The organism is Streptomyces sp. NPDC002994, from assembly GCF_040611155.1.
Lineage (GTDB): Bacteria > Actinomycetota > Actinomycetes > Streptomycetales > Streptomycetaceae > Streptomyces.
In genome coordinates this window covers 240,561-261,896 of sequence record NZ_JBEXNQ010000009.1, presented here as the reverse complement: position 1 = coordinate 261,896, position 21,336 = coordinate 240,561, and the positions used below count along the sequence as shown (strand labels likewise).

Annotated in this window: 31 protein-coding genes; 27 read left to right on the top strand and 4 right to left on the bottom strand. The window is 69.0% G+C overall.

What is annotated here, in order from left to right; genetic code table 11:
- Positions 1-245 precede the first annotated feature (245 nt).
- Positions 246-998, bottom strand: a complete 753-nt coding sequence (locus ABZX79_RS15155; protein ID WP_355256396.1) for an RICIN domain-containing protein — start codon at positions 996-998, stop codon at positions 246-248.
- 36 nt (positions 999-1,034) lie between these two features.
- Positions 1,035-1,796 (bottom strand): XRE family transcriptional regulator, encoded by a 762-nt coding sequence (locus ABZX79_RS15150; RefSeq protein ID WP_355256393.1) that lies wholly within the window; start codon positions 1,794-1,796, stop codon positions 1,035-1,037.
- A 310-nt stretch (positions 1,797-2,106) separates the two neighbouring features.
- Between ABZX79_RS15150 and ABZX79_RS15145 the strand changes: the two genes are divergently transcribed.
- The 3 genes from ABZX79_RS15145 (at position 2,107) to ABZX79_RS15135 (ending at position 3,571) form a co-directional block, all read left to right on the top strand.
- Positions 2,107-2,316: a hypothetical protein gene (locus tag ABZX79_RS15145; RefSeq protein ID WP_355256391.1), complete on the top strand. Its 210-nt coding sequence runs from the start codon at positions 2,107-2,109 to the stop codon at positions 2,314-2,316.
- Between the two features lie 49 nt (positions 2,317-2,365).
- Positions 2,366-2,845 (top strand): hypothetical protein, encoded by a 480-nt coding sequence (locus tag ABZX79_RS15140; protein ID WP_355256389.1) that lies wholly within the window; start codon positions 2,366-2,368, stop codon positions 2,843-2,845.
- Between the two features lie 63 nt (positions 2,846-2,908).
- Positions 2,909-3,571 carry a methyltransferase domain-containing protein gene (locus tag ABZX79_RS15135; RefSeq protein WP_355256386.1) on the top strand — a complete coding sequence of 221 codons (663 nt, stop codon included), beginning with the start codon at positions 2,909-2,911 and terminating at the stop codon, positions 3,569-3,571.
- A 439-nt stretch (positions 3,572-4,010) separates the two neighbouring features.
- Here ABZX79_RS15135 and ABZX79_RS15130 read toward each other — a convergent pair whose 3' ends face one another.
- Together ABZX79_RS15130 and ABZX79_RS15125 are read right to left on the bottom strand one after the other, a co-directional pair.
- Positions 4,011-5,564 carry a site-specific integrase gene (locus tag ABZX79_RS15130; RefSeq protein WP_355256383.1) on the bottom strand — a complete coding sequence of 518 codons (1,554 nt, stop codon included), beginning with the start codon at positions 5,562-5,564 and terminating at the stop codon, positions 4,011-4,013.
- 15 nt (positions 5,565-5,579) lie between these two features.
- Positions 5,580-6,737, bottom strand: a complete 1,158-nt coding sequence (locus tag ABZX79_RS15125) for a hypothetical protein (RefSeq protein WP_355256380.1) — start codon at positions 6,735-6,737, stop codon at positions 5,580-5,582.
- A 138-nt stretch (positions 6,738-6,875) separates the two neighbouring features.
- Between ABZX79_RS15125 and ABZX79_RS15120 the strand changes: the two genes are divergently transcribed.
- From ABZX79_RS15120 to ABZX79_RS15005, 24 genes are all read left to right on the top strand, one after another.
- A complete protein-coding gene (locus ABZX79_RS15120) occupies positions 6,876-7,148 on the top strand; it encodes a DNA-binding protein (RefSeq protein WP_355256377.1) in 273 nt (90 codons plus the stop codon).
- Positions 7,149-7,172: 24 nt separating this feature from the next.
- Entirely contained in the window at positions 7,173-7,871 is a 699-nt protein-coding gene (locus ABZX79_RS15115; protein ID WP_355256374.1) for a hypothetical protein, read from the top strand.
- Positions 7,872-7,990: 119 nt separating this feature from the next.
- Entirely contained in the window at positions 7,991-8,251 is a 261-nt protein-coding gene (locus ABZX79_RS15110) for a hypothetical protein (RefSeq protein ID WP_355256371.1), read from the top strand.
- An 80-nt stretch (positions 8,252-8,331) separates the two neighbouring features.
- Entirely contained in the window at positions 8,332-9,195 is an 864-nt protein-coding gene (locus ABZX79_RS15105; protein WP_355256369.1) for a toprim domain-containing protein, read from the top strand.
- Positions 9,192-10,520, top strand: coding sequence for a hypothetical protein (locus tag ABZX79_RS15100; protein ID WP_355256366.1), 1,329 nt, complete (start codon positions 9,192-9,194; stop codon positions 10,518-10,520). The genes ABZX79_RS15105 and ABZX79_RS15100 overlap by 4 nt, the downstream gene beginning before the upstream one ends.
- 228 nt (positions 10,521-10,748) lie before the next feature.
- Complete coding sequence (locus tag ABZX79_RS15095; RefSeq protein ID WP_355256364.1) at positions 10,749-11,120, top strand: hypothetical protein; 372 nt, start codon at positions 10,749-10,751, stop codon at positions 11,118-11,120.
- Positions 11,117-11,458: a hypothetical protein gene (locus ABZX79_RS15090; protein WP_355256362.1), complete on the top strand. Its 342-nt coding sequence runs from the start codon at positions 11,117-11,119 to the stop codon at positions 11,456-11,458. The genes ABZX79_RS15095 and ABZX79_RS15090 overlap by 4 nt, the downstream gene beginning before the upstream one ends.
- Positions 11,459-11,461: 3 nt before the next feature.
- On the top strand, positions 11,462-11,704 hold the full coding sequence (locus tag ABZX79_RS15085) for a hypothetical protein (RefSeq protein ID WP_355256359.1): 243 nt from the start codon (positions 11,462-11,464) through the stop codon (positions 11,702-11,704).
- 74 nt (positions 11,705-11,778) lie between these two features.
- Positions 11,779-12,279 (top strand): single-stranded DNA-binding protein, encoded by a 501-nt coding sequence (locus ABZX79_RS15080; protein WP_355256356.1) that lies wholly within the window; start codon positions 11,779-11,781, stop codon positions 12,277-12,279.
- Positions 12,280-12,288: 9 nt separating this feature from the next.
- Positions 12,289-12,486 carry a hypothetical protein gene (locus ABZX79_RS15075; protein WP_355256354.1) on the top strand — a complete coding sequence of 66 codons (198 nt, stop codon included), beginning with the start codon at positions 12,289-12,291 and terminating at the stop codon, positions 12,484-12,486.
- Positions 12,483-13,178: a hypothetical protein gene (locus ABZX79_RS15070; protein ID WP_355256351.1), complete on the top strand. Its 696-nt coding sequence runs from the start codon at positions 12,483-12,485 to the stop codon at positions 13,176-13,178. Before ABZX79_RS15075 ends, ABZX79_RS15070 begins: the two co-directional genes overlap by 4 nt.
- Positions 13,160-13,327 (top strand): hypothetical protein, encoded by a 168-nt coding sequence (locus ABZX79_RS15065; RefSeq protein WP_355256348.1) that lies wholly within the window; start codon positions 13,160-13,162, stop codon positions 13,325-13,327. The genes ABZX79_RS15070 and ABZX79_RS15065 overlap by 19 nt, the downstream gene beginning before the upstream one ends.
- Positions 13,328-13,407: 80 nt before the next feature.
- Entirely contained in the window at positions 13,408-13,617 is a 210-nt protein-coding gene (locus tag ABZX79_RS15060) for a hypothetical protein (protein ID WP_355256345.1), read from the top strand.
- Between the two features lie 95 nt (positions 13,618-13,712).
- Complete coding sequence (locus ABZX79_RS15055) at positions 13,713-13,916, top strand: hypothetical protein (protein WP_355256342.1); 204 nt, start codon at positions 13,713-13,715, stop codon at positions 13,914-13,916.
- Positions 13,913-14,188 carry a hypothetical protein gene (locus ABZX79_RS15050; protein WP_355256339.1) on the top strand — a complete coding sequence of 92 codons (276 nt, stop codon included), beginning with the start codon at positions 13,913-13,915 and terminating at the stop codon, positions 14,186-14,188. The genes ABZX79_RS15055 and ABZX79_RS15050 overlap by 4 nt, the downstream gene beginning before the upstream one ends.
- The gene (locus ABZX79_RS15045; protein ID WP_355256336.1) at positions 14,185-14,394 is read left to right on the top strand and encodes a hypothetical protein; all 210 of its coding nucleotides are present in this window, start codon (positions 14,185-14,187) and stop codon (positions 14,392-14,394) included. The genes ABZX79_RS15050 and ABZX79_RS15045 overlap by 4 nt, the downstream gene beginning before the upstream one ends.
- Positions 14,391-14,771 carry a hypothetical protein gene (locus ABZX79_RS15040; protein WP_355256333.1) on the top strand — a complete coding sequence of 127 codons (381 nt, stop codon included), beginning with the start codon at positions 14,391-14,393 and terminating at the stop codon, positions 14,769-14,771. Before ABZX79_RS15045 ends, ABZX79_RS15040 begins: the two co-directional genes overlap by 4 nt.
- A gap of 83 nt (positions 14,772-14,854) precedes the next feature.
- Positions 14,855-16,099 (top strand): hypothetical protein, encoded by a 1,245-nt coding sequence (locus ABZX79_RS15035; protein WP_355256489.1) that lies wholly within the window; start codon positions 14,855-14,857, stop codon positions 16,097-16,099.
- Positions 16,096-16,524, top strand: a complete 429-nt coding sequence (locus ABZX79_RS15030) for a hypothetical protein (protein ID WP_355256330.1) — start codon at positions 16,096-16,098, stop codon at positions 16,522-16,524. The genes ABZX79_RS15035 and ABZX79_RS15030 overlap by 4 nt, the downstream gene beginning before the upstream one ends.
- Positions 16,521-17,027 carry a hypothetical protein gene (locus ABZX79_RS15025; protein WP_355256327.1) on the top strand — a complete coding sequence of 169 codons (507 nt, stop codon included), beginning with the start codon at positions 16,521-16,523 and terminating at the stop codon, positions 17,025-17,027. Before ABZX79_RS15030 ends, ABZX79_RS15025 begins: the two co-directional genes overlap by 4 nt.
- A complete protein-coding gene (locus ABZX79_RS15020; protein ID WP_355256324.1) occupies positions 17,027-17,581 on the top strand; it encodes a hypothetical protein in 555 nt (184 codons plus the stop codon). Before ABZX79_RS15025 ends, ABZX79_RS15020 begins: the two co-directional genes overlap by 1 nt.
- Positions 17,582-18,403: 822 nt before the next feature.
- Positions 18,404-18,580, top strand: coding sequence for a hypothetical protein (locus ABZX79_RS15015; RefSeq protein WP_355256321.1), 177 nt, complete (start codon positions 18,404-18,406; stop codon positions 18,578-18,580).
- 662 nt (positions 18,581-19,242) lie between these two features.
- Positions 19,243-19,710 carry a hypothetical protein gene (locus ABZX79_RS15010; RefSeq protein ID WP_355256318.1) on the top strand — a complete coding sequence of 156 codons (468 nt, stop codon included), beginning with the start codon at positions 19,243-19,245 and terminating at the stop codon, positions 19,708-19,710.
- Positions 19,694-21,328, top strand: a complete 1,635-nt coding sequence (locus ABZX79_RS15005) for a hypothetical protein (protein ID WP_355256315.1) — start codon at positions 19,694-19,696, stop codon at positions 21,326-21,328. Before ABZX79_RS15010 ends, ABZX79_RS15005 begins: the two co-directional genes overlap by 17 nt.
- Positions 21,329-21,336: the final 8 nt, after the last annotated feature.

Sequence of the window (21,336 nt, the reverse complement as noted above, 5' to 3'; positions counted from 1 at the left end):
GCTTTCATGGCTGGGAAGGGACCCCCGGCGCCCGGCCGAGGATTGTCCGTCGTCGCGACCGGGGTGCCCGACAAGCCGACTGGCCATGGGTGATCGCTACTACAGGCGAGAGAGTTTACTTCGAGTCAAACGGAAGAGGCCGGTTGAAGGGTCACTTCCCTGTTGATGCAAGCAGCCCGATGCCCTTCGTTGCCGCCCTCGCCCCTCGTTGGATTGACTCGATTACGCCCACGAGCGTGCAGCGATCACAAACGCGGCGACGACGAGCCACCAACGCTTCGGCGGAGTGGAGCACCGGTTAGACCGCGCCAGGTCGCCACCAGGGCAAACCTCGCCCGACGCTGCTGGTGATCAGACGGAGAGGCCTCCAGAACTCGCCGCCCACTGGGAGGAATCCCCAGCCCGGCTGCCCTCCTACTGGACGCACACGCGGACGTCGCACGAAAGGCCGCCGAGGACGCCGCAAGGCTCGTCCCGCGGCAGGCTGCCCGTACCGCCGGGCTCACATCAGCCCGAGCACAGGCCCGAAAACAGCGAAGCGCCCCACCCGAAGAAGTCAGATGAGGCGCTAACGCGCAGGTCAGCAAGGGTGCCTGCGCACCCCCACGTGGTAGGCCGTGTGGGAGTCGACTGGATCGTGGCGGATAGTAGTTGCCCGAGTTTCCGGCGCCGGTGTAGAGCTTCTTGTCGTGGTTGCTGTCGAGGTAGAAGCCGGTGGCCACGTTCTTCAGCTTGTAGCCGGTGGATATCGCCCACTTTTGGTAGCTGCCGCCGTTGCAGGCCCTTGTGTAGACGGCCTGATTGGCGTTGCTGTCGAGGCACCTCCCGGTGGCCATGTTCTTCACGGTGTAGCCGCCGCTCACCCGGGCGACGGTCCACTTCTGGTAACTACCGCTGTTGCACGAGTGCGGACCCGGACCCGCCGCCGGGCAACTCCCAGTCGGCCGGGCTGGATCCGTTCCGCCGCCAGTACCCCTGAACGACGCGCCCCCTCTCACCTTCGGGTGGGAGGGGGCGCATTCCTGCGTTCGGGGTCAGGCTTCCGGCCGCCGGTTGTACCTCTCAAGCGTTGCCTTGTTCGTCGACGAGTCCATGAAGACCAATTCCCACGGCCCGGTGTTGATGTCGAACTCCTTACCGAAGCCGACCCACTTGCCGGTCATACGACGCCCGGTCGGCTCGACAAGCAGCTGGATCGCACCGTGGTACCGGGCTCCCCGGTAGTACCCCTCGGACGCCGTCTGCTCCGTCCATGTACCCGTCGCTACGTGGCTGTCGATCTGCAAATCCATGGTGAGCGGCGAATCGGAGGAGCCGGGCATGCTCCGCACCGACAAGCGGTTCCCGTGCTGCAGCACCACCACGTAGTGGGAGCCGACGAAGGCCGAGTCGCGTCCGCTGGAGAAGTATTCGTAGCGGGACAGCCACACGCCCGAGTAGTTGCCGTGGGCTGCGCGCGGCTCCGCCTGGGGGCGAGCGGCCGGCGGGGCGACGCCGGACGGTGAAGGCTCCATGTCGTGGCCGCCGTGCCCGTCAGCGGAGACGCGGACCTGCGGTACGGACATGCCGAAGCCGAGCGCCTCGATCGGCAGGCCCGTCGCCGACTCGAGGGCGCGGGCGTAGACGGGGCGCGGGGAAGCGGTGGTGCCGGATTCCCACCGCTGGACGAGCCTCTTGTTTGCGTCGTTGGGTTGTCCTGCCCTGGCGCCGGCGTCCCGGACGGCGCGTGCGAAGTCGTCCTGAGACATAAGCATTCCCATGCGCACCGCCCTGAGTGCGGCGTTCGGTGTGGTCATGAGATTCACGGTAGACCTCAACTCCCTTTAATGACACCGAATTGACGCCCCGCATGTCGCCGCTCTGTCGCCCCGCTTGACGCCGCGCAACACAGAGTGTCCGCGCCATCTTTGATTGCGTGACGACTGCAGGCAACGGCAGCACGCACAAGGGTCTGAGTATCAGCATCTACCGGGTCGACGGGGAAACTCACGCCCGCACTCCGATCAAGGAGTGCACCCTTCCCCCGCTGGAGGGGCCGGAGTCCGTGTCCACCCTGGCCTTCCCGCCTTGTCGCTGTCCCCGCTGCCGCACGAAGGCAGGCATCGCATGAGCCCCATGTGGGACGAGGAGCCCGAACGCGGCAGCGGAACCTGCGCCGCCTGCGACCAGCACACGAACAACGGGACAGTCCGCTGGGTACCTCGCGCCTCCTTCCCGGACATCCGAATCGTCACCCACGCAGATCCCGCCGACTGTCGGCCCGCTGCGGCCACACCCACCGACTTCCGGCTCTACCGGTCCCACATGACCCGGTAAGGCCGAAGGCAGGCCCCCACCCGAGGGCCGCGTCCACACAGGAGGAAGCATGACCATCGCGTTAGAGCACCCCGTGGGCACCACCGACCCGGCAACGCTCGTACATCCCGAGGTGATGGAGCGGCTCGCCGCCCGCATCACCAAGGACCACCCCGAAACCGACGCGCCCACCGCACGCCGGATCATCGCGCAGACCGCCGCGTTCCTGGCCGCTGGAGCCCAGTACCCCGGAGCGGACCTGTCCCCCAGCAAGGCAGTCGACATCGGCTGGCACACCTGGATCCTCCACACCGTCGACTACGCCGTGTTCTGCGAGCGGATCGCGGGACGGTTCATCCACCACATGCCCACCGCCGAGGGCGAGGCAGTAACTGGCGGACCGGCGGCCGCACGCCGGCGCACCCTCGACGCCATCAACGCGGCGGGATACGCATTCGACCACGAACTGTGGCCGCCCGCCGCCAAGATGGGCGACTGCAGCCAGTGCCACGCGGGGTGCACGGATAGCCCCAACGGCGGCAAGAAGTAGCAGACCCACGCTGGCCGCCCGGTTCAAGTCGCCGGGCGGCCGGCCCCCACGAACGGAGCAGCAGTGACGGACGCCAAGGCGTGGGACACCTACTCGAAGCAGAAGCCCGAGCGGCGCCCCACGAACGCGGCCGGCGAGACCACGTGGTTCAACTGGACTCAGTACCCCGACCACGGGCCCGGCGTCGAGGTCCTCGGGATCGGCCCCGGCGCTTCCGTCCTGGAACTCGGCTGCGGCAAGGGCGGCAACCTCGCGCACGTCGCCACACAGGGGGCCCGGGCGGTCGGCGTCGACGTGTCCCTGGCCCAGCTGAAGGCCGCCGAGGCGCGCTGGGCTGACATCGGCCTGGTCCTCCACCGCGGGGACGCGAGGCGGTTCCTCGCCGAGAGCGGCGAGCATTTCGATGCCGTGTTCTCCGTGTTCGGGGCGGCGTGGTTCACCGACCCGGACGAGCTGCTGCCCGCCATCCGTAAGCGGCTGCGTCCCGGCGGCGTGCTCGCCTTCTCCCAGCGCCCCGCCATCGAGGGCTGCTACGGCTGCCAGGCCTCGTACATCAACCGCTCCGAGGACGAAGACCCGCTCGTCGTGAAGCGCTGGGACTACGAGCCAGACCGCTGGGTGGACATCCTGCACGAGCACGACTTCACCGCAGCGACCGCCCGCGTACTGCCTGCCCCGCCCGGACGACGGAAGATCGGCACTCTCCTCGTTCGCGCGCGCGGATAGACCGCCCGCGCCCCAGTCGGCCCCGGCCGTCCGCTTCCCCCGAGGCGGACGGCCGGGGCTTCTTCATGTCGTGATCGTTAACACTTCGGCTGAGCATTGGCTGAGCTGTGGATCTTCAACGCTCCGAAAACAAGATCAGCCCCAGATCAGACGCACTCTGACCTGGGGCTGAGCGGTAGGCCGTGTGGGACTCGAACCCACAACCAACGGATTAAAAGTCGGTGGAGTACCCAGACCGCCCTGTAGTGGCGAGTATCGCCCCGTGTCGCGCTCTGCCGTAAGTGGCTGGTCAGGGCCCACTGGCGCCGTATCGACACGGTACCGTCATGCCGTTTCGTGTCGCCCCGTATCGAAGACTTCCGGGGCGTTCGGGCCAGCAGCGGGCCAGCAGAAAGGCCCCGCCACCTGGGGTGACGGAGCCTCGTTCGTTCCACTGCCATCATACCGCCGGGTCGCCCTGCGGCACTGCTCCATCCGTGACCTTTCTCGCCCGCGGCACCACGGCCGACGCCTTCTCCGCGATCTCCAGGTCCACCTCCTTCAGCAGCGAGGTGTACGTGTCCGACGCCAGCTTGATCGTGGCGTGCCGCAACGTCTCCTTGATCGCGTGAAGGTCGCCGCCGCCCGCGTGAATCAGGGTGGCCGCGCAGTGGCGGAGGTCCCGCAGGTTGATGGGCGGCAGGTCGGCCGCCTCGTACAGGCGGCGGAACGCCTTGCTGAGGACATCGGGGTGCAGCCACTCCCCTGTCTCGGTGGTGAACACCTTCCCTGTCTCCACCCACTTGCCGCCGGCCTTCTCCTTCTCCTGCAGCTGGCGGGCGCGGTGGTCGCGCAGGACCTGCACCGTGGCCTTGTCCAGGCCGATCGTCGCCGCGCTGCCGTCCGTCTTCGGCGCCGTCTCGATCGGCGTCCACCCGTCGACGACGATCTCGTTGGCCACCGTGATGGACTGGCCGTCCAGGTTCACGTTCACCCAGTCCTGGCCGACACCCTCGCCGCGACGCAGGCCGCGGAACGCGATCAGGTGAAAGAAGGCGTACAGCCGGTCGCCCTCCGCAGCGTCGAGGAACGCGCCGAGCTGGGCGGGCGTCCACACCATCACGCCCGACGGCTTCTCCCCCGTCTCCCGCCAGTGCTCGACGTGCTGCTCTGTCCACAGAATCGCCTTGGGGCGCTTCCCACTGTCGAGCTCCACCCAGGACGCCGGGTTGAAAGTACGGAGCTGCCGCCGGATCGCACCGTTCAGCGCGGTGCGCAGCGTGGCCCGGATCCGCTGCTTGGTCGCCGGCCCGGTGATGCGCCGGTACGGCTTCATCTCCGCCAGCTTCGCCCGCTCCGCCTCCAACTGGGCGCGCTCCGACTCCTTCGGCGCACCGGGGCGGCCGCGGGTACAGCGGGCCTCTTGCTCGCGGCGGGCCGCGTTCTCCGCAGCGATGATCTCGTTCTGCTCGTCGATGGAGTCGAAGAACTCCTGGCAGTGCCCGACGTTCAGGCGGTCGAGCCGGTGGTGACCCAGGCCCGGCTTGAGGTGGACGCGGATGTGGGACTCGTACCCGGTGGTGGTCTTCTTGCGGGTCTTCTTCGCGGCCACCCACGTGTCGAGCCACTCGCCGACCGTCGTAGCGCCGTCCAGGGGGACGCCCACGCCGAGGCGCCGGGAGACTTCGGCAGCCTCGGGGATGTCCTTGCGCTCCTTCATGGCAGCCTGCAAGAGGTCGCCCACGCGTCGCTGCGCATCCTCGTCATCGCCGGCCAGGTCGAGGATCGCGCGGATGCGGTCGAGGTCGGCCTGGGCGTCCTTGACGTTGCCGTATCCGGTGCGACGGAACGGCCGACGCCGCCCGTCGGCGTCAGGCGGCAACTCCTGCCGGACCATAAGCGCGCCGTGGCTCTTCTTCGCCAACTGCTGGCACGCCTTGCCGAGTAGCTTGCCATCGGTGCCGCGGCACTCGCAGCGCTTACTGATGCCACCTGCACGGCGGGAAGTTGGCATGGCGTAGGTCCTTTATTAGCGAGACAGTTCCAGTAGTCGGTCCGCTCGGTACCGGGCCACGACTTCCTTGCTGTCCATTCCGTATAGCTCGGCAAGCGCCGTGAGCCACCGCTCCATGTGCACATGCTGCCCCTCGTAGCGCTCGAAGTCATCCGCTTCAATCGCAATGAGAATGGGGGCGTCAACGCCGGCTCGTCGCCTGACGCTTCGGTCGTCCAAGGCGAGCTCCAGTCTCTTCACCCTGAGTGTGGCCCCAAGGCTTGGAACCCCTTGCTCACGCCTCGCCTTTGCCAGCGCCACCATCGCCATGACGCGGCTCTCTTCGCGCTGCGCCTCAAGGATCACGTCGTCTGGCGCTTGAGCCGCCACGCTGCGGCGTCGGCGTAGCTCTCTCTGCGCCTGAGCCCTGGCGCACTTACTGGAGCAATACTTGACGCCCTCGCTTTTGCGCTGGTCTTTTGCCGCTCTGCCCTGTTGCCGTACAAAGATCCGCCCACAGGACTCGTTCATGCACACCTTGTACCGGGCGCCCTCCTGGATGTGGTTGTAGAGCTGGATGCAGGAGGCTCCGAACAGGGTCGCCCCTTCTTCCTGCACGAGTGGGTGGTCGATCCGAGCATGTGAGACGCGCAGGCCGGCATTCAGGGCATGTAGCCAGTGACGCACCGTTGATTCGATTGGCTGCCCATTCGGTACGTCGACGAAGAGCTGAGCGTAGTCAGCCAGGTCGCCCGTGGCGGCCGCAACAATCCAGCCATCGCGAAGAAACCGCAGGTAGTCCAGGTGGGGGCGCCCTTCCCATAGGTGGAGAAGCGAGTCGGGCACCAGCATGTCTACGTTGTATTGCTTCTTGTACTCGATCCGCTTTTCGATGGCGATCGACCGTTGTTCCCAGTTACCGAAGACGTCGCCGCTCCATTCGGCAAAGTCGTCCAGGCATAGCTGCCCGTACTCCTCGATCAGGTCAGCGATCTCTTGGATCGTGCTGTCGCCGTCGTAGTGCCGAAGTTCGCGCAGGTAGAACTCGTCAGGCAGGTCAGCCAGTTCGCCCTCGCTGACGAAGGCGATCCACTCGTCATCGACCACCTGAACTTCGACGAGCTGCGCGACCCTGGGCACCTGTAGCCGCTGCGCCCCCTCGGGCACCAACGTGGTACCGAAATTCTTCCCCACGTATCACTCACTCCCCGGATTCTCTGGTAGCGTCTGATTCAACGTAGTACGTGGCACACGGCAAACGTACTACTTGGCAGACATGAACGCTACCGGACCGTACCGGCTCATGCTGGTTCGTCCGCACGTGGAGGAACCATGGCACGGACCCTGACGCGAGACGAGCTGCTCGCCCTGCCGGCGACCGTTGACCTTGTCACCGGAGCCCGGGCGTTCGGCCTCGGCCGCACCACGGCCTACGACCTTGCACGCAACGGCCAATTCCCTTCTGCCCTGATCAGGGCAGGCAAGACCTACCGCGTGATCACCGCAGATCTCCTCCGGGTGCTTCAGATCAGCCCGGAAACCAGCGAGGCCGCCGCAGCTGTAACTGCGACGGCCTCGAGCGAGCACGTCACTCCGACCGCGTAGCAGCAGAGAAAGCGAGCACTCACCATGAGTATCTCAGAAGCCAGCGCCAACCGGCAGTCGAACCTCGGCCAGCCCACTCCGGCCACCCCTGCGGCGCTCACCGCCGCCCTCGCCGACGGGCAGCCGCTGCTGTCCCGGGCCGACCAGCTCGGCATCCGCGTCACCACCGTCGACATCGACGTCTGCGACAGCGCCGCCCTCGTCCAGCGCGACAACGGTGGCCTGCAGTACCTGGCCCCGCGCGGCCAGAGCGGCGATTACACCGAGGCGTTCCTGCGCAGGGCCCTCGCCTACGCCATCGAGCACCCCATGAAGGACGACGGCCCGCAGCGAGCCACCCGCGCCGAGATCCTCGACCCGCACAACCGCTTCCCCCTCTGCGAGAGCGACCACGAGAACGACCTGACCAGCGGCGAGTACAAGGTGGACGTCACCTGCTACCGGTACTACGACGGCGTCGAGCTCCCGGTGTTCTTCGCGGACGACAAGAGCACCGGCGGCGATGTCCTCCGCAGCGTCATCGACGTACACCCGTACTCCGAGACCGCCGGGCGGCAGCTGCCCTGCGTCAACCTCGAAATCATCGAAGACCACTGGATCCAGGACCTCGACCCCGACGGGCTCGCCGACGTCATCGCCAAGCTCCGCGGACAGCTCGACCACCTCGACCAGGTCCACGCGCAGCTCGTCCAGGCCCGCACTGGCTGGGCGGCCAGCCAGTGACTAGTCAGCGCATCACCGCGACGGCCGGGGGCGCCACCACCCCCGGCCGCCCGGCCCGAGACCAGCGCACCTGTCTGCGCGGTCTTCCACCAGCCCGGCGACCGCAAGGAGCAGGCGGCATGAGCGAGCGCAAGCCCGGCCGGTGGCCGGTAGATGAGCCCACCGAGCTCAACGCGGTCGAGCCGTCCGACGTGCAGGGCGCCCAGCACCTCGGGCTCACCGCCGTACAGGCCCGCTTCCACGTCACCCTCGGCGCGATCCGCGGGGACCTCGAGGAGCAGCCCAGCCCGATGTGTGTCCGCACCGCTGCACGCCGGTGGTGCGACGAGATCACCGCCATGGCAAACGAGATCACCCAACAGCCGCGGGACACCGGGTGACAGACGGCGCGGCGCCGCTGGGGGCGACGCCGCGCCTCACACGAACGTCCCTGCCCCAGCTCGAGAGATGAGCCCCGTTCGTGAACGACACCATCGCCTTCAACAGGCTCGCCGACCACCTGGCGGGCATGGGCGTGCACGGCCGATACCAGGGCGGTGCGCTCCGCGTGCCCGGCCTGTGCCACGACGGCGACGCCCCCGGCACAGTCGCCATCCGTCGCGGAAACAACGGCGGCGTCGTCGTCTTCTGCCACAAGTGCCAGGGCAACGCCGACTTCCTCGCCGCGATCGGCTGGACCGAAGCCGACCTGTACGACGAGCCCCTCGCCGACCACCAGCGGGACCGGCCGGCCGACGACACGTGGATCCCCTGCAAGGAGCGCGACCACAAGCGAGTCGCCCAGTACCTCTACCGTGACGAGAACGGCATCACCGTCCACGGCGTCACCCGCTGCAACGCCAAGTGCTTCGCCCAGTGGCGGCCCGACGACACCACCCGCTCCGGCCGCCGCTGGAGCCTCAACGACAAGCAGGGCAACCGGCTCGTCCGCACCGTGCCCTACCGGCTCCCCGAAATCCTGAAGGCCAAGGCCGCCGACCGCGTCGTGTTCATCGCCGAGGGCGAGAAGGACGTGCACGCGCTCGTCGACCACGGCCTCGTCGCCACCTGCAACGCGGGCGGTTCCGGCAAGTGGACGGCCGAGCACGCCCAGCACCTTGAAGGCGTGGACGTCACGATCGTCGCCGACCGGGACGGGAAGGGCCGCGAGCACGCCGAGGCCGTCGTCGAAACACTCCGGGGTATCGCCCGCTCCGTGTACGTCGTCCAGGCCAAGACTGGCAAAGACGCCGCCGACCACTTCGCGGCTGGGCACAGCGACGCAGAGTTCATCCAGGTGTGGGCTCCGGTCCCGCACCCTGGGGACCCGGCGGTGGCTGCGTGAGCACCGCACCCAAGTGGGCGCCGGACGTCCGCGAGGCCATCCCCGGTCTCCTGCCGGACGAGTTCTACGAAGCGCGGCCGGAGCTGCAGAAGATCCGGCAGGCCGCGCACTCGAAAGCCTGCTCGGGCGACGTGCTGTTCTACAGCTCGCTCGCCCGGCTGTCCGGCATGATCTCCCACCACACCCGGGCAGAGACCGGGATCGGCGGCCGGGCCTCTCTCAACATCTTCGCCGCGGTCGTCGGCAACTCCGGCGCGGGCAAGTCCACCGGTTCCTCCCTCACTCGGGGACTCATGCCCTCACCCGACGAGGACTTCCGCGACGGCCTGCCCGTGGGGTCCGGGGAAGGTATCGCCGAGGCGTTCATGGGCACGGTCGAGGAGCCCACCGGCGAGGTCATCCAGCGCGGCAAGAACGTCGGCGACCCGGTCATGCGCCGAGTGCGCAAGCAGGTGCGGCACAACGCGTTCTTCTACGTCGACGAAGGCCAGACGATCGCCAAGCTGGGTGAGCGCAACGGATCCGTCCTCGGCGAGACGCTGCGCCGGGCCGCAGTCGGCGAGACGCTCGGCCAGACCAACGCCTCCGAGGAGCGCACCCGTTACGTCCCCGCCGGCTCGTACAACCTCGGGCTCCTCGTCGGGTTCCAGCCCAGCACTGCCGTGCCAGTCCTGGCAGACGCAAGCACCGGCACGCCACAGCGGTTCCTCTGGTCCTGGGCCGACGACCCGTCGATCCCCGACATGCCCCCGGCCTGGCCCGGCGAATTCGAGCGCCACCCCGGGCACCTCAAGCCCGATGGTCCGGTCGACATCACGTTCCCCCTGCGCGTCAGGACAGCGCTCTGGCAGGAGCGTGTAGCCCGCGCCCGCGGTGAGCTTGAAGTGCCGGAGCTCGACGGGCACGCCGGCCTCATCAAGGTCAAGGTGGCCGCGATGCTGGCCCTGCTCGACGGGCGCGCCGGAGTGACCGACGAGGACTGGCAGCTTGCCGAGGTCGTCTGGGCCTCCTCCTGCGCCGTCCGGGACGCGCTCGTCGTCCGGGCGCAGCGGGAAGCCGCAGCCGAGCGGCAGCGCGAGGAGGACGCCAAGGTTCACCAAGTGGTGCGCGAGCACGAAGCGAAGGCGGATGCGGACCTGGCGCTGGAGCGCGTGGCCCGGCTCGTTCAGAAGCACGCCTCGCAGGTCGGCGGCATCACCTTCGGCGAACTCAACCGGCGGCTGGCGAGCCGGGACCGGAAGGTCGCACGGAAGTCGATCGATCTGGCAGAGGCTCGCGGCTGGGTGTTCGAGGAGGGCGACCGGCTGTGCGTGAAGACGGACTGAAGGGACGTGCACAGGACGTGGACACGGTCCCGCATGTGGACACGTGGACGCGCGTCCACATACCCCCGTCGCGATAAAGCGAAGGCTCTCAAGAGCCCTCTATATAACAACAAATAAGACATGTTAGTTCACTCGCGTCACACGCGACGGGGGGGTGTGGACATCCGTCCACGTGTCCACGTCCACATGTCCACACTCCACCTGAACGTCCACCCACAAGGAGAGCCCGTGAGCCCCACCGGATGGAACGCAGTCTTCAAGCCCTGGCGAGTTGAGCCCGTCTGCGGGTGGGACGACCTCGGCTGGCCCCTGATCGTCAACGCCGCCAACGGCAAGCAGATCTCGGCCTACGACCTGGAAGACCACGAATTCTGCAACCTCGAACCGGCCGACCCGTCCTTCATCGGCGTGCTCCCCGGAAACGGATGGACGATCCAGTGGGCCGACGGGGAAACCGAGAAGGTCATGGGCTTCGCCGTCCAAGCCAACGGGCGCGCGCTGCCGATCCTCCCCCAGCACGGCGGGCACGGTGATCCGTACTACGCCGAGCCCACAGAGCCCGCCGCCCGGCTCGTTCCACCCCGCGGGCCTGCGTCATGAACGTCGACGACGTGGTGGCCGAGCGGATAGCCGCTGCCCGGGCCCGCATCGAGGCGGCCAAGCGGCGCCGCGCCGCACTAGCCGCCGCTCGCCAGCGCGGCCTCGCCCTCCGGCACGCCGCCAAGCTCCGCAACCTTGCGTCCGTCAAGCCGACGGACGCAGACACCGACCCCATCGCCAGCCCGACAACAGAGGTCCCCGAAGGACCCCAGCCCCCCTCTCTCCACAGTGTGGAGACCCTCGAAACCCTCACTACTGATGAGGGATCCGTCGGCCAGCCCGACGGATCCCTCAGCCCGCCGCCGGTATCACCGGCTGACCCCACGAAGGAGCACTGACCTATGGACTACCAGGCCCTCGCCAAAGACTTGATCGCACGCACCGAGACGGCGGTGCAGCAAGTGGCCGGCCTCGCGTCGGAGACCGGCATCACCTTCAAGGTCACAGATGTCGTCGACGCCGTCGAACGGGACCTGCCCCCCGGCTACGCCATGCCCAAGGACGGAGTCACCGGTCGCCGGAACACGATCGAGTCGATGGCGAACGACATCCTCACCGGCGCGATGTACGAGGACCACGCCTGACCCGCACGCAACCGGCCGGGCCCGCGGATATCGGGCCCGGCCTCCCACCCAGCACATCACAGAAGGAGACCGCCATGTCAGGCGAGACCATCATCACGATCGTCGGGAACCTGGTCGACGACCCCGAGCTCCGCTTCACCCCGGCCGGCGCCGCCGTCGCCAAGTTCCGCATCGCCTCCACCCCCCGGATCTTCGACAAGACCACTAACGAGTGGAAGGACGGCGACGGCCTGTTCCTCACCTGCTCCGTGTGGCGCCAGGCCGCCGAGAACGCCGCCGAGACCCTCACCCGCGGCATGCGCGTCATCGTCCAAGGCCGGCTGAAGCAGCGGACCTACGAGGACCGCGAGCAGGTCAAGCGCACCGTGTACGAGATCGACGTCGAGGAGGTGGGCGTCAGCCTCGCCCGCGCCTCCGCCAAGGTCACGAAGAACCCGGCCGGTGGCCGCCAGGCCGCGCCGCCCGCCAGCGGCGGCTGGGGCGACGCCCGGCCCGCAAGCAGTACCGCCGCCGCGCCTCCCCCCGCCGCCCCGGCTGCGGCCGCCGCTGGCTACTCCGACGAGCCCCCCTTCTAGGAGGCGGTCATGACCGAGAACGAACTCCTCATGCTCGTGCTGGGCACCAACCTGGGCGTCTCCCTCATGCTGATCGGCCACTTCCTCGGCCAGTACGTCGACGCCCGCCGGGACCTGCGCGCCGCGGAAGCCGTCCTCGCCCGCCAGGCGAAGCGCAAGGCCACCGAGGACTGGCGTGACGCCCTCGCCGTGCGGGAGCGGACGTGAACCAGTGCGGGCTGTGCCAGGCGCCGGTCGAGGACGGCGGTTACCTCTGCGTCGGATGCGTGAGCTGCACGCGGGCGCACCTGGAGTCCTTGCCGGCCCTGTACGACGGGCTGCTGCCCTTCCTCACCCCCGCGGGCGGTGCCCGCGAGGGGCGTGCGGGGAAGGGCGGCCCCCCGGGCCTGCCGGTGGTGGAGGAGATTCTGGACCTGCGCGGGCCTGGCGGCATCGTCGGCGCCGTCGAGGGGTGGACGTCGGTCATCCGCGCCGACCGGCGGATGGCACCGCCGCCCGCCGCCGAGCTCGGCGTCGAGGGCCGGCTGCGGGCGGGCGTGGCTGAGCTGCTCGGCCACATGCCGTGGATCGCGGTCAGCTGGCCGGACGCCGGGCCGTTCGCCACGGACATCAAGCAGCTGGCCGACTCGATCCGCTCCATCATCGACCCGCGCGACCCGGCCGAGCTCGGCAAGCGCCTGGGCAAGTGCCCGGCCATAGACCCCAGCGGGGTGATCTGCGGCGCCATCCTGCGCCACTACCCGGGCACCACCAGCGTGACCTGCCCCTGGTGCCAGTGCGCCTTCCCGCCCGCCACCTGGGCCGACCTGAAGACCCTCATCGACGAGGACGAGAAGGGTACGCACTCAGTGCGGACCCCTGACGAGGAGACGGAGGGGGCATGCCCGATCGCATCGTGACTTGCCGGATGACGAACCGGTACGGCGACCGCTGCACCGCTGAGGCCATCGACCCGAACGGTGAAGTGCTGATCTGCATACGGCACTACGCCGCCGCAGGGCGCACCGTGCGCGAGGCGCAGGCCCGTGCCGCCAGGACCGCGACATGATGTCGCCACCCCCATTGACAACTGTCAACACCCCCGTTTACAGTTGTGGGACACGGGCCGCTTCCGGTACTAGGAGGGACGTGACTACGTGGAGAGAGCGCCATGACGCAGCCGTCCGGAAGCAAGAAGCCGCACAGCAGGCGTTCCGAGAAGCCAGCGACGAGCGGGCACAAGCCCTGATCGACGGCGAAGAAGAACTCGGAAGCCAGTCAGCGGTAGCAAGAGAGCTCGGAGTTACCCGGGCCGGCATCAGCCGGGCCATCAACGCCTTCAAGAAGAAGCGGGCGTAGCTACACCCCACAACAGAAGACGGCCCAAGGCCGGTGCTGGTAACACCGAGCCAAGGGCCTAACCGAACCACCTGAAGAGACCAGGAGGAACGGCTATGGCTGAGTTTGCCATGCCCGCTGCCACGCGCAGCGACCAGCCCGAGCGGCGTCTGATCGCCGTCGGTACCATCACTCGCCGCGACGGACGCACCACCACCGTCCGCGCCACGGAGACCGGCGTCACCGGCAGCATCACCAGCCGCTGCCCCGTCTGCCGGCGCACCTTCGAGGACTGCACCTGCACCGGCGGCGCCCGATGACGACGCCCCTCGTCCTCAGCGACGACACGATCACGCTCCTCGGGCAGCTCGCCGACAAGTTCAGCAGCTACCGGCCCGACGACCCGATGCGCGAGGCCACCCGGCTCGCCCAGGCCCTCGTGTTCGCCGAGAAGCTCCACGGCCCCACCGCAGCCGCCTACGAAGCCGAGCAGGCCCTCCTCGCCGCCGCCCCACTCGTCCGCGACGGCCAGACCCGCGGCGAGTACGCCGCCCTCCTGCGCCTCACCGCCCAGGGGGTGACCGCCGGATGAGCGCCTACGACCCGCTGCACGGCCCCGACGACGAGACCCCGGAGCCCGCGACCCTCGACATCGAGCTCGCCGTCACCCGGCAGGTTCTCGACGAGACCGCCGCCCTGAACATCCACTCCACCGACGCCATGCTGCAGGCAGCCGTCGCCCTCAACATCCGCGTCCGCCGCCTGCTCGCCGCCCTCGACAAGGGGGTCGGCCGATGACCGCGCCTCGCACCGTCACGGTGCAGACCAGCGACCACGGGCCCGTCACCATCCCCTGCCCGCTCTGGTGCACAGGCCTCTACCACCAGGAGGGCGGCGCGCGGGTCGACATCACCCACACCGGGCCCGAGACCGAGCTCACGCTGCCCACCAGCGTCGGCCCCGTCCGCCACATGGCTACCGTCCTCGAACAGCGGCCCTTCACCAAGGGCCCCACCGGCCGCGGCGTGTTCGTCGACGTCGAGATCGACGGCCAGCATCACCCCACCGGCCCGCACGGCCTCGACGCCATGGCGGACGCCCTCGTCGAGAACGCCGCGATCCTCAGAGCCGCAGCACGCCGCCTGACGACCCTCCTCGCGCAGGAGGGCAAGTGATCCAGCCTCCCCGGTGGGTGGTTGACCACCCGTGGCCCGCCACGGCCATCGCCTGCACCGCCGCGCTCCTCGCGGGCGCGGTGGTGTGGGCCGCGGTCCGCGCCTTCCGATCCACCGAACGCCCGCCCGCCGCCGCCCTGGTCGCTGGCCTCGCCGCCGCCGCGTGCACCGCGTACAGCGGTGACACCAGCTGGCGGTACGCCGGCAACCGCCTCGGGATGGTCGACACGACCGAACGCGCCGCGATGTTCGCTGCGGCCGAGCTGGCGCTGTTCGCCTGCGTACTCATGGCCCGCGCCAACCTGCGCGGCGACAAAGGCGCCCCCGGCGCCCCCGGCCTGCTCGTCTGGGGCATCACCAGCGTGCAGATCATCCCCGCCTACTCGGAGTCCGGATTCTGGGGCGGCACGGTGCGGGCCGTCCTCGGCCCCGTGCTCGCCGCACTGCTGTGGCACCTGGCCCTGGACGTCGACCTGCGGCACGCCAAACCCGAAGCCACCTCCAACGGCCTGGCCGCCATGGTGGGCAGGGAACTGCGCGAGCGCCTGCTGTCCCGCCTCGGCCTGGCCGTCCGGGACCGCAGCGCCGAGCAGATCACCCGCGACCGGTGGACCGCCCGCGCCGTCGACCTGGCCGCCCGCCTCGCCGACCGGAGCGACGGATGGCGGACACGGCGGATGCGCCGCCAGCTGTCCGTCGCCGTCGGCCGCGCACAGGTCGGCGCCCACCCCCAGCAGCGGCGCGCACTCCTGCAACTGCTCTCCGCGCGGCTGCACTCGGGTGCACTCTCCACACTCGACCTGCCCTCGCCGTGGGAGTTCCGCGAGCCAGTCACGCCGCCCCGGCCGGCCACGGTCGTCGCCTACGAGCAGCTGCGCGAGATGCAGCCCATCGACGCCACACTCGCCGTCGCGAGTGCGCACCCCGACCTGGACGCCGCCGGAGTGCGGGCCATCCTCATGGACCACGGCGTGATCGTCTCCGAGACCGCCGTCACCTTCGCACTCCGGTCCAGTGCATCCGTGCATCCGCGTGCACTCGCCAGCGCATCCGCCGCAGGTCAGACCTTGTTCAAGGTCCACGCCCGCATCGACGACGAGCCCGCCCCGGATGCACCCGAGGGCGCCCCGGATGCACAGGATGCGGACCTGCCAGATGCGGCTGCAGATCTCGCGCTCCTGCCGGATGCGCAGCGCGTCGAGCAGGTCCACCGGGCCCAGCACGACCGCCCCGCATCCCTGCGCGTACTCCAGAAGCAGCTGCGCATCGGACAGCCGCGCGCCCAGCGGATGCGCGCACTCCTCGACGCCGACGGGAGCCCCTCATGACCGAGCCCCGACTGATCCCGCCGCCGCCCAACTACCCTCCGTCCGCAGGGGCGTACAAGCCCGCCCCCGAGCCGCGCGTCATCGTGGTCACCCCCGAGGTCACCAAGGACGACAAGCCGAGCCTCCTGGCCTCCCTGCGGCCGGTCTACAACCTGACCGCCACCGCCACGGCCCTGGCCCCCGTCTTCGGCGGCTACTCCCTCGCCTCCGCCGTCGGCCTCGCCCTGCACGACTGCCGCACCCAGCAGTCCACCGCCGGCGCCTGGGTCATCGCCGGATGCGCCCTCGGAATCACCCTCTACCTCGACCGCACCCGCCCCGGCTGGACCTCCCGCGTCCTGCTCATCACCGCCGGCCTCGGCACGCTCCTCGCCCTCCCCTGGCTCGAAGCGCTCCTCTACCTCATGACCGGAGTCCGCACATGAACGTCTCCCTCACCGTCGGCGGGCTCGCCGTAGGCCTCGCCGTACTCGTCTGGTACCTCCTGCGCTGGTGGCACAGCCAGAAGGCGTCCAAGGGCTCCAAGGACTGGCGGGCGCTCTCCCCGTTCGGCTCCGGCGTCGGCCTCGGCATCCTCGCCGCCTCCTGCGCCGGAGGCATCCTCGGCACCATCGCCGGATGGATCCGCTCCCTCAGCAACACCGCAGGGGACAAGGTCGTCGGCGGCGCCACCGGCAGCGGCACACAAGCCCTCGGCACGGCCGGCGTACCCGCCCTCACCGGCGGCGGCGCCCTCCTCACCGTGATCGCGTTCGTCGCCCTCTTCGCCCTCTGGAAGAAGATCAAGGACACGTCGCGTAAGCCGCTCGCCCTCGGCTCCGTCTGCGGCTGCACCCTCGGCATGTCCTCCGGCGTCGTCGGCAGCGTCGCCCTCGCCCTGGTCCCCCTCGTCAACAACGCAGGCGACACCATCATCGGAGTCATCTGATGACCCGCATGCAGCTCGCCGGCCGCCGCCTCGTCATCGGCCACCGCCTCAACGTCGCCAAGCTCACCGGCTGGGTCACCGAGAAGAGCGACATCAAGTCCCGCGCCTCCCGTGCCGCCATCCTCGCCGCCGCGGCCTGGGTCCTCTGGCAGACCATCGACCGCAGCCCCGCCATCCTCTGGGCCCTCACCCTCGCCTGGTGCTGGACCGCCTGGCGCTCCGGCAAGCCCACCCCCGAGGACCACCGCCGCCGGATCCTCGAAGGGGTCCTGCACCTCATCGGCGACCGCCCCGGCATCTTCCTCCGCGAGCTCTACCCCGCGCTCCGCTCCCGGCCCGCCGCCGCCCACCTCGACGACGCCCACCTCCGGGCCGTCCTCACGTGGTGCGGGCTCACCGTCCACAAGGGCATCCGCATCGGCAAAGAGACCGGCCTCTCAGGGGTCAAGCGCAAGGAAGTCGAAGCGCTCCTCTCCCCTGCTGAGACGCCCACCCCTTCCGAGGATGTAGACGCAGGTCAGCCCGTCCCAGAAGGGGCTGTAGACCGCCCGTAGACCGGCTGTAGACCCGCCCGTAGACCACCCAGGAGACCCAATGCGACGCCACATCCACGCCCTGATCCGCGCCCTCGGGTACGAACAGCAACCGCTCTACTACTGCGCCTCCTGCGGCGGCCACTACCCCATCGGCCACTTCTGCCAGTGACCGACTCTGCCCGGTCCACCCACCGCGCCCCTCATACGACCGCGTGAATGAATGAGCAGCCAACACCGCCCGCGAGCCTCTGCCGCCAACTGGTCGGCGGCTACGGTCAGGCCGCATGGACTGGCTTCCTGGCGTGCTTACCGGTGTTGGTGCGTTCGTGAGCGCTCTGGTGGCGTTCTGGGTTTGGGTGGACCGTCCGCGGTACTGGTGGCGAGTCCAAACCGCACCCCAGTACAAACAGGACGGGACTTGGCGCAGGCAATCCGTGCGAGTCACTCCGATGGGAACTGGGGTGGTGTTCGACGTTCGAGTGCACACGTGCGGACTTGGGCACGTATCAGCAGGAAAGCTTAGACAGCCCAGGATGATGCCAGGCCACGACTCGATCGAGTTCACGACGGGGAATCCCAACGATGAGCCTGACGAGTCACACATCAAAGTGACATGGACTACGCCACGCGAGCAGCGCACCTATGGGGCGAAGCTGACCCTGAGGGGCGAGGAGCTCTATTGGGAAGACTGGCGATGGCATTGGTACAGCGTGCGATGGCGTAGGGGGCGGTTCCGCATGACTGAAGGGCGCTGGGTGTCGAAGCGACAAAAACGTGAGCTCATCGAGTGCGGCTGACTTCGTCAAAGCGCCGTGATCGGCCGTACCGCACCATGGGGACATGCAACCCGTCCTCGTCGACGCATACGCCGCTCAGGCCGCCACCGGCATCAAGCCGGGCACGATCCGCCAGTGGCTGCGCCGCGGCAAGCTGACGCACCACGGCTACGACCAAGCCGGCCGAGCCCTCGTCGACCTCAACGAACTCCAGAACGAACCCCTGGTCAAGGCTGCTTGACCAGCTGATCCACAGGGTGTAACACTCAGGGCATGTCCGGCGTGCCCATACCCGCCCGACCGTGACTCATGAAGGCCCCGACCACATCACCCGGTCGGGGCCTTTGTCGTACCCAGGGATGACCATGCCGCGCAAGGCCATGCAGGTGTGCCCGACGCCAGGCTGTCCGACCCTGACCCCCCAGGGTCGATGCCCCCCATGCCAAGCCCAGGCCGCAGCCGACCGCCCCCGGCACAAGGACGCAGGCCGAGGCCGACGATGGCGCGACGCCAGCGCCATGTACCTACGTGATCACCCGTACTGCGAATGCCCCGAGTGCTCGCCCCTGCTGCCCCTACAGAGGGACCTCGCGACCGAGGTCGACCACATCGACGGACTCGGACCGCTCGGACCAAGAGGCTTCGACCCGACCAACTGGCAAGCCATGTCGAAGAGGCATCACAGCCGCAAGACCGCCCAGGAGACATGGGGATCGTCGTAACGATCCGTGATCAGACCCGCCCCCACCCAGGGGGGTGACCCCGGCGCCGTAGGGGACGGACGACGCGGGGGAGGGCGCTCGGTGGTCCGTCAGGTCAAAGGGGTCCCCGACCCCGCCCGGCTGTCACGCAACGTGGTGGCCCTCTGTGCTGCGCAATGCAGCCGGTGAGGAGTGATCGACTATGGCCCGAGGTGGGCACGCGGCATCCGGGCCGGCCCCGGATCCGAACGCACTGCGGCGTGAACGCAAGACCGATCAGGCTGGGTGGCGGACGTTGCCGGCCGAGGGCCGCACGGGTCCCCTGCCCGAGTGGCCGCTGACGACACCGTCCGATCGTGAGGCGGACCTGTGGGAGGACCTGTGGGTGAAGCCGCAGTCGTTGATGTGGGAGGAGCTCGGCCAGGAGCTCGAGGCGGCCCTGTTCGTGCGAACGCTCGCCGAGGCGGAGCAGGCAGACGCCCGTGTGGACGTGAAGAAGATGGTCCGCCCCTACCTGGACAGCCTCGGCCTGTCGGTGCAGGGCATGCTGCGGAACCGGTGGAAGATCGCGCGGCTTGCTGATGAGCCGGCCGAGCCCGCAGCCCCGGCGGTGCGCCGTCCGTCGGCGCGTGACCGGCTGAAGGTCGTGCCCAATGGCGAAGGGGCCTGACGCCGCGGCCGAGTTCGTCGTCGACTTCCCCACCCTGTGGGTAGTGCCGGACTGGATCGAGGCTCACTGTCCGATCCCGGACGGTTTCCGTGCGGGCGAGGACATGGAGCTCTACCCCTGGCAGCTGTGGTGCACGGTCAACCACTATCAGGTGCGTCCGGGCGCGAGGGTCGGGCAGCTCGCCCCCGCGTTCCGGTACCGGCGCAGCCAGATCGTTGCCCCTCAGAAGACGGGCAAGGGCCCTTGGTCAGCGACGATCGTCCTTAACGAGGCGTGCGGCCCGGCAGTGTTCGCCGGATGGGCCAAGGGCGGCGAACGCTACCGGTGTTCGGATCACGGCTGTGGCTGCGGCTGGTGGTACGAGTACCAGGCGGGCGAGCCGATGGGTACACCGTGGCCAACGCCGGAGATGCAGCTGCTCGCTACGTCCGAGGACCAGGTCGCCAACGTGTACCGGCCGCTCCAGTCGATGGTGAAGCGCGGACCGCTTTCTGATCAGCTGCGCGTGGGCGAGGAGTTCACGCGTATCGGGGACCAGGGCCGCATCGACGTCGTGACGTCCTCGGCGCTGTCCCGGCTGGGCAACCCGATCGTCTTCGCGATGCAGGACGAGACGGGCCTGTACACCACGGCGAACAAGCTGCGGCGGGTCGCGGACACCCAGCGTCGCGGCGTGGCTGGCATGGGCGGCCGGTCGATGGAGACGACGAACGGCTGGGACCCCTCGGAGAAATCGGTGGCGCAGACCACCAGCGAGGCCAAGGCCGGAGACATTTTCCGCTACCACCCGCAGGCGCCGAAGACGTTGAGCTACGGCGACAAGCGGCAGCGCAGGAAGATCCACACGATCGTCTACGCCGGGTCATCGCACGTCGACCTGGACGCGATCGAGGCAGAGGCCGCCGAAATTATGGAGCTCGACCCGGCACAGGCCGAACGCTTCTTCGGTAACCGGTGCGTGGCCGGCACGGCGTCGTGGCTGGACCTGGCGAAGTGGGCGGCGAAGGCGAAGCCGCGGCGTATCCGGCCGATGACCCGCATCGTCCTGGGGTTCGACGGCTCGGACTCCGACGACTGGACGGCGATCCGCGCCGAGACGATGGACGGCTACCAGTTCACCCCGGTGTATGGGGACAACGACGAGCCGACGATCTGGAACCCGGCCGATCACGACGGGCAGGTCCCGCGCGCCGAAGTCCGGGCGGCGATGGACCAGCTGATGCGCCGGTACGACGTCGTCCGGCTGTACGCAGACCCGCCGTACTGGGACACCGAGGTCGACGAGTGGGTCGACCTGTACGGGGAGGAGCGCATCATCCGCTGGCACACCCGCCGCATCGTGCAGATGCACTCGGCAGCGGAACGGCTGCGGGTCGACGTGACGAAACGCAACTCGGACGGGGCCGCCTTCACGCACGACGGCTGCCCGATCACCGAGTCGCACATCGCCAACACCCGCATGGCGGCCCGGCCAATGGACCGCTACGTCCTGCGCAAGGCGAGCCCGCCCCAGAAGATCGACGCCACGATCCCGAGCATCCTCGCTCACGAGGCGTTGGGTGACGTCATCGCGGCGGGCCTGGCCGAGCGGCAAGTGTCCTACTACTACGGCGGATAGGGAGGGCC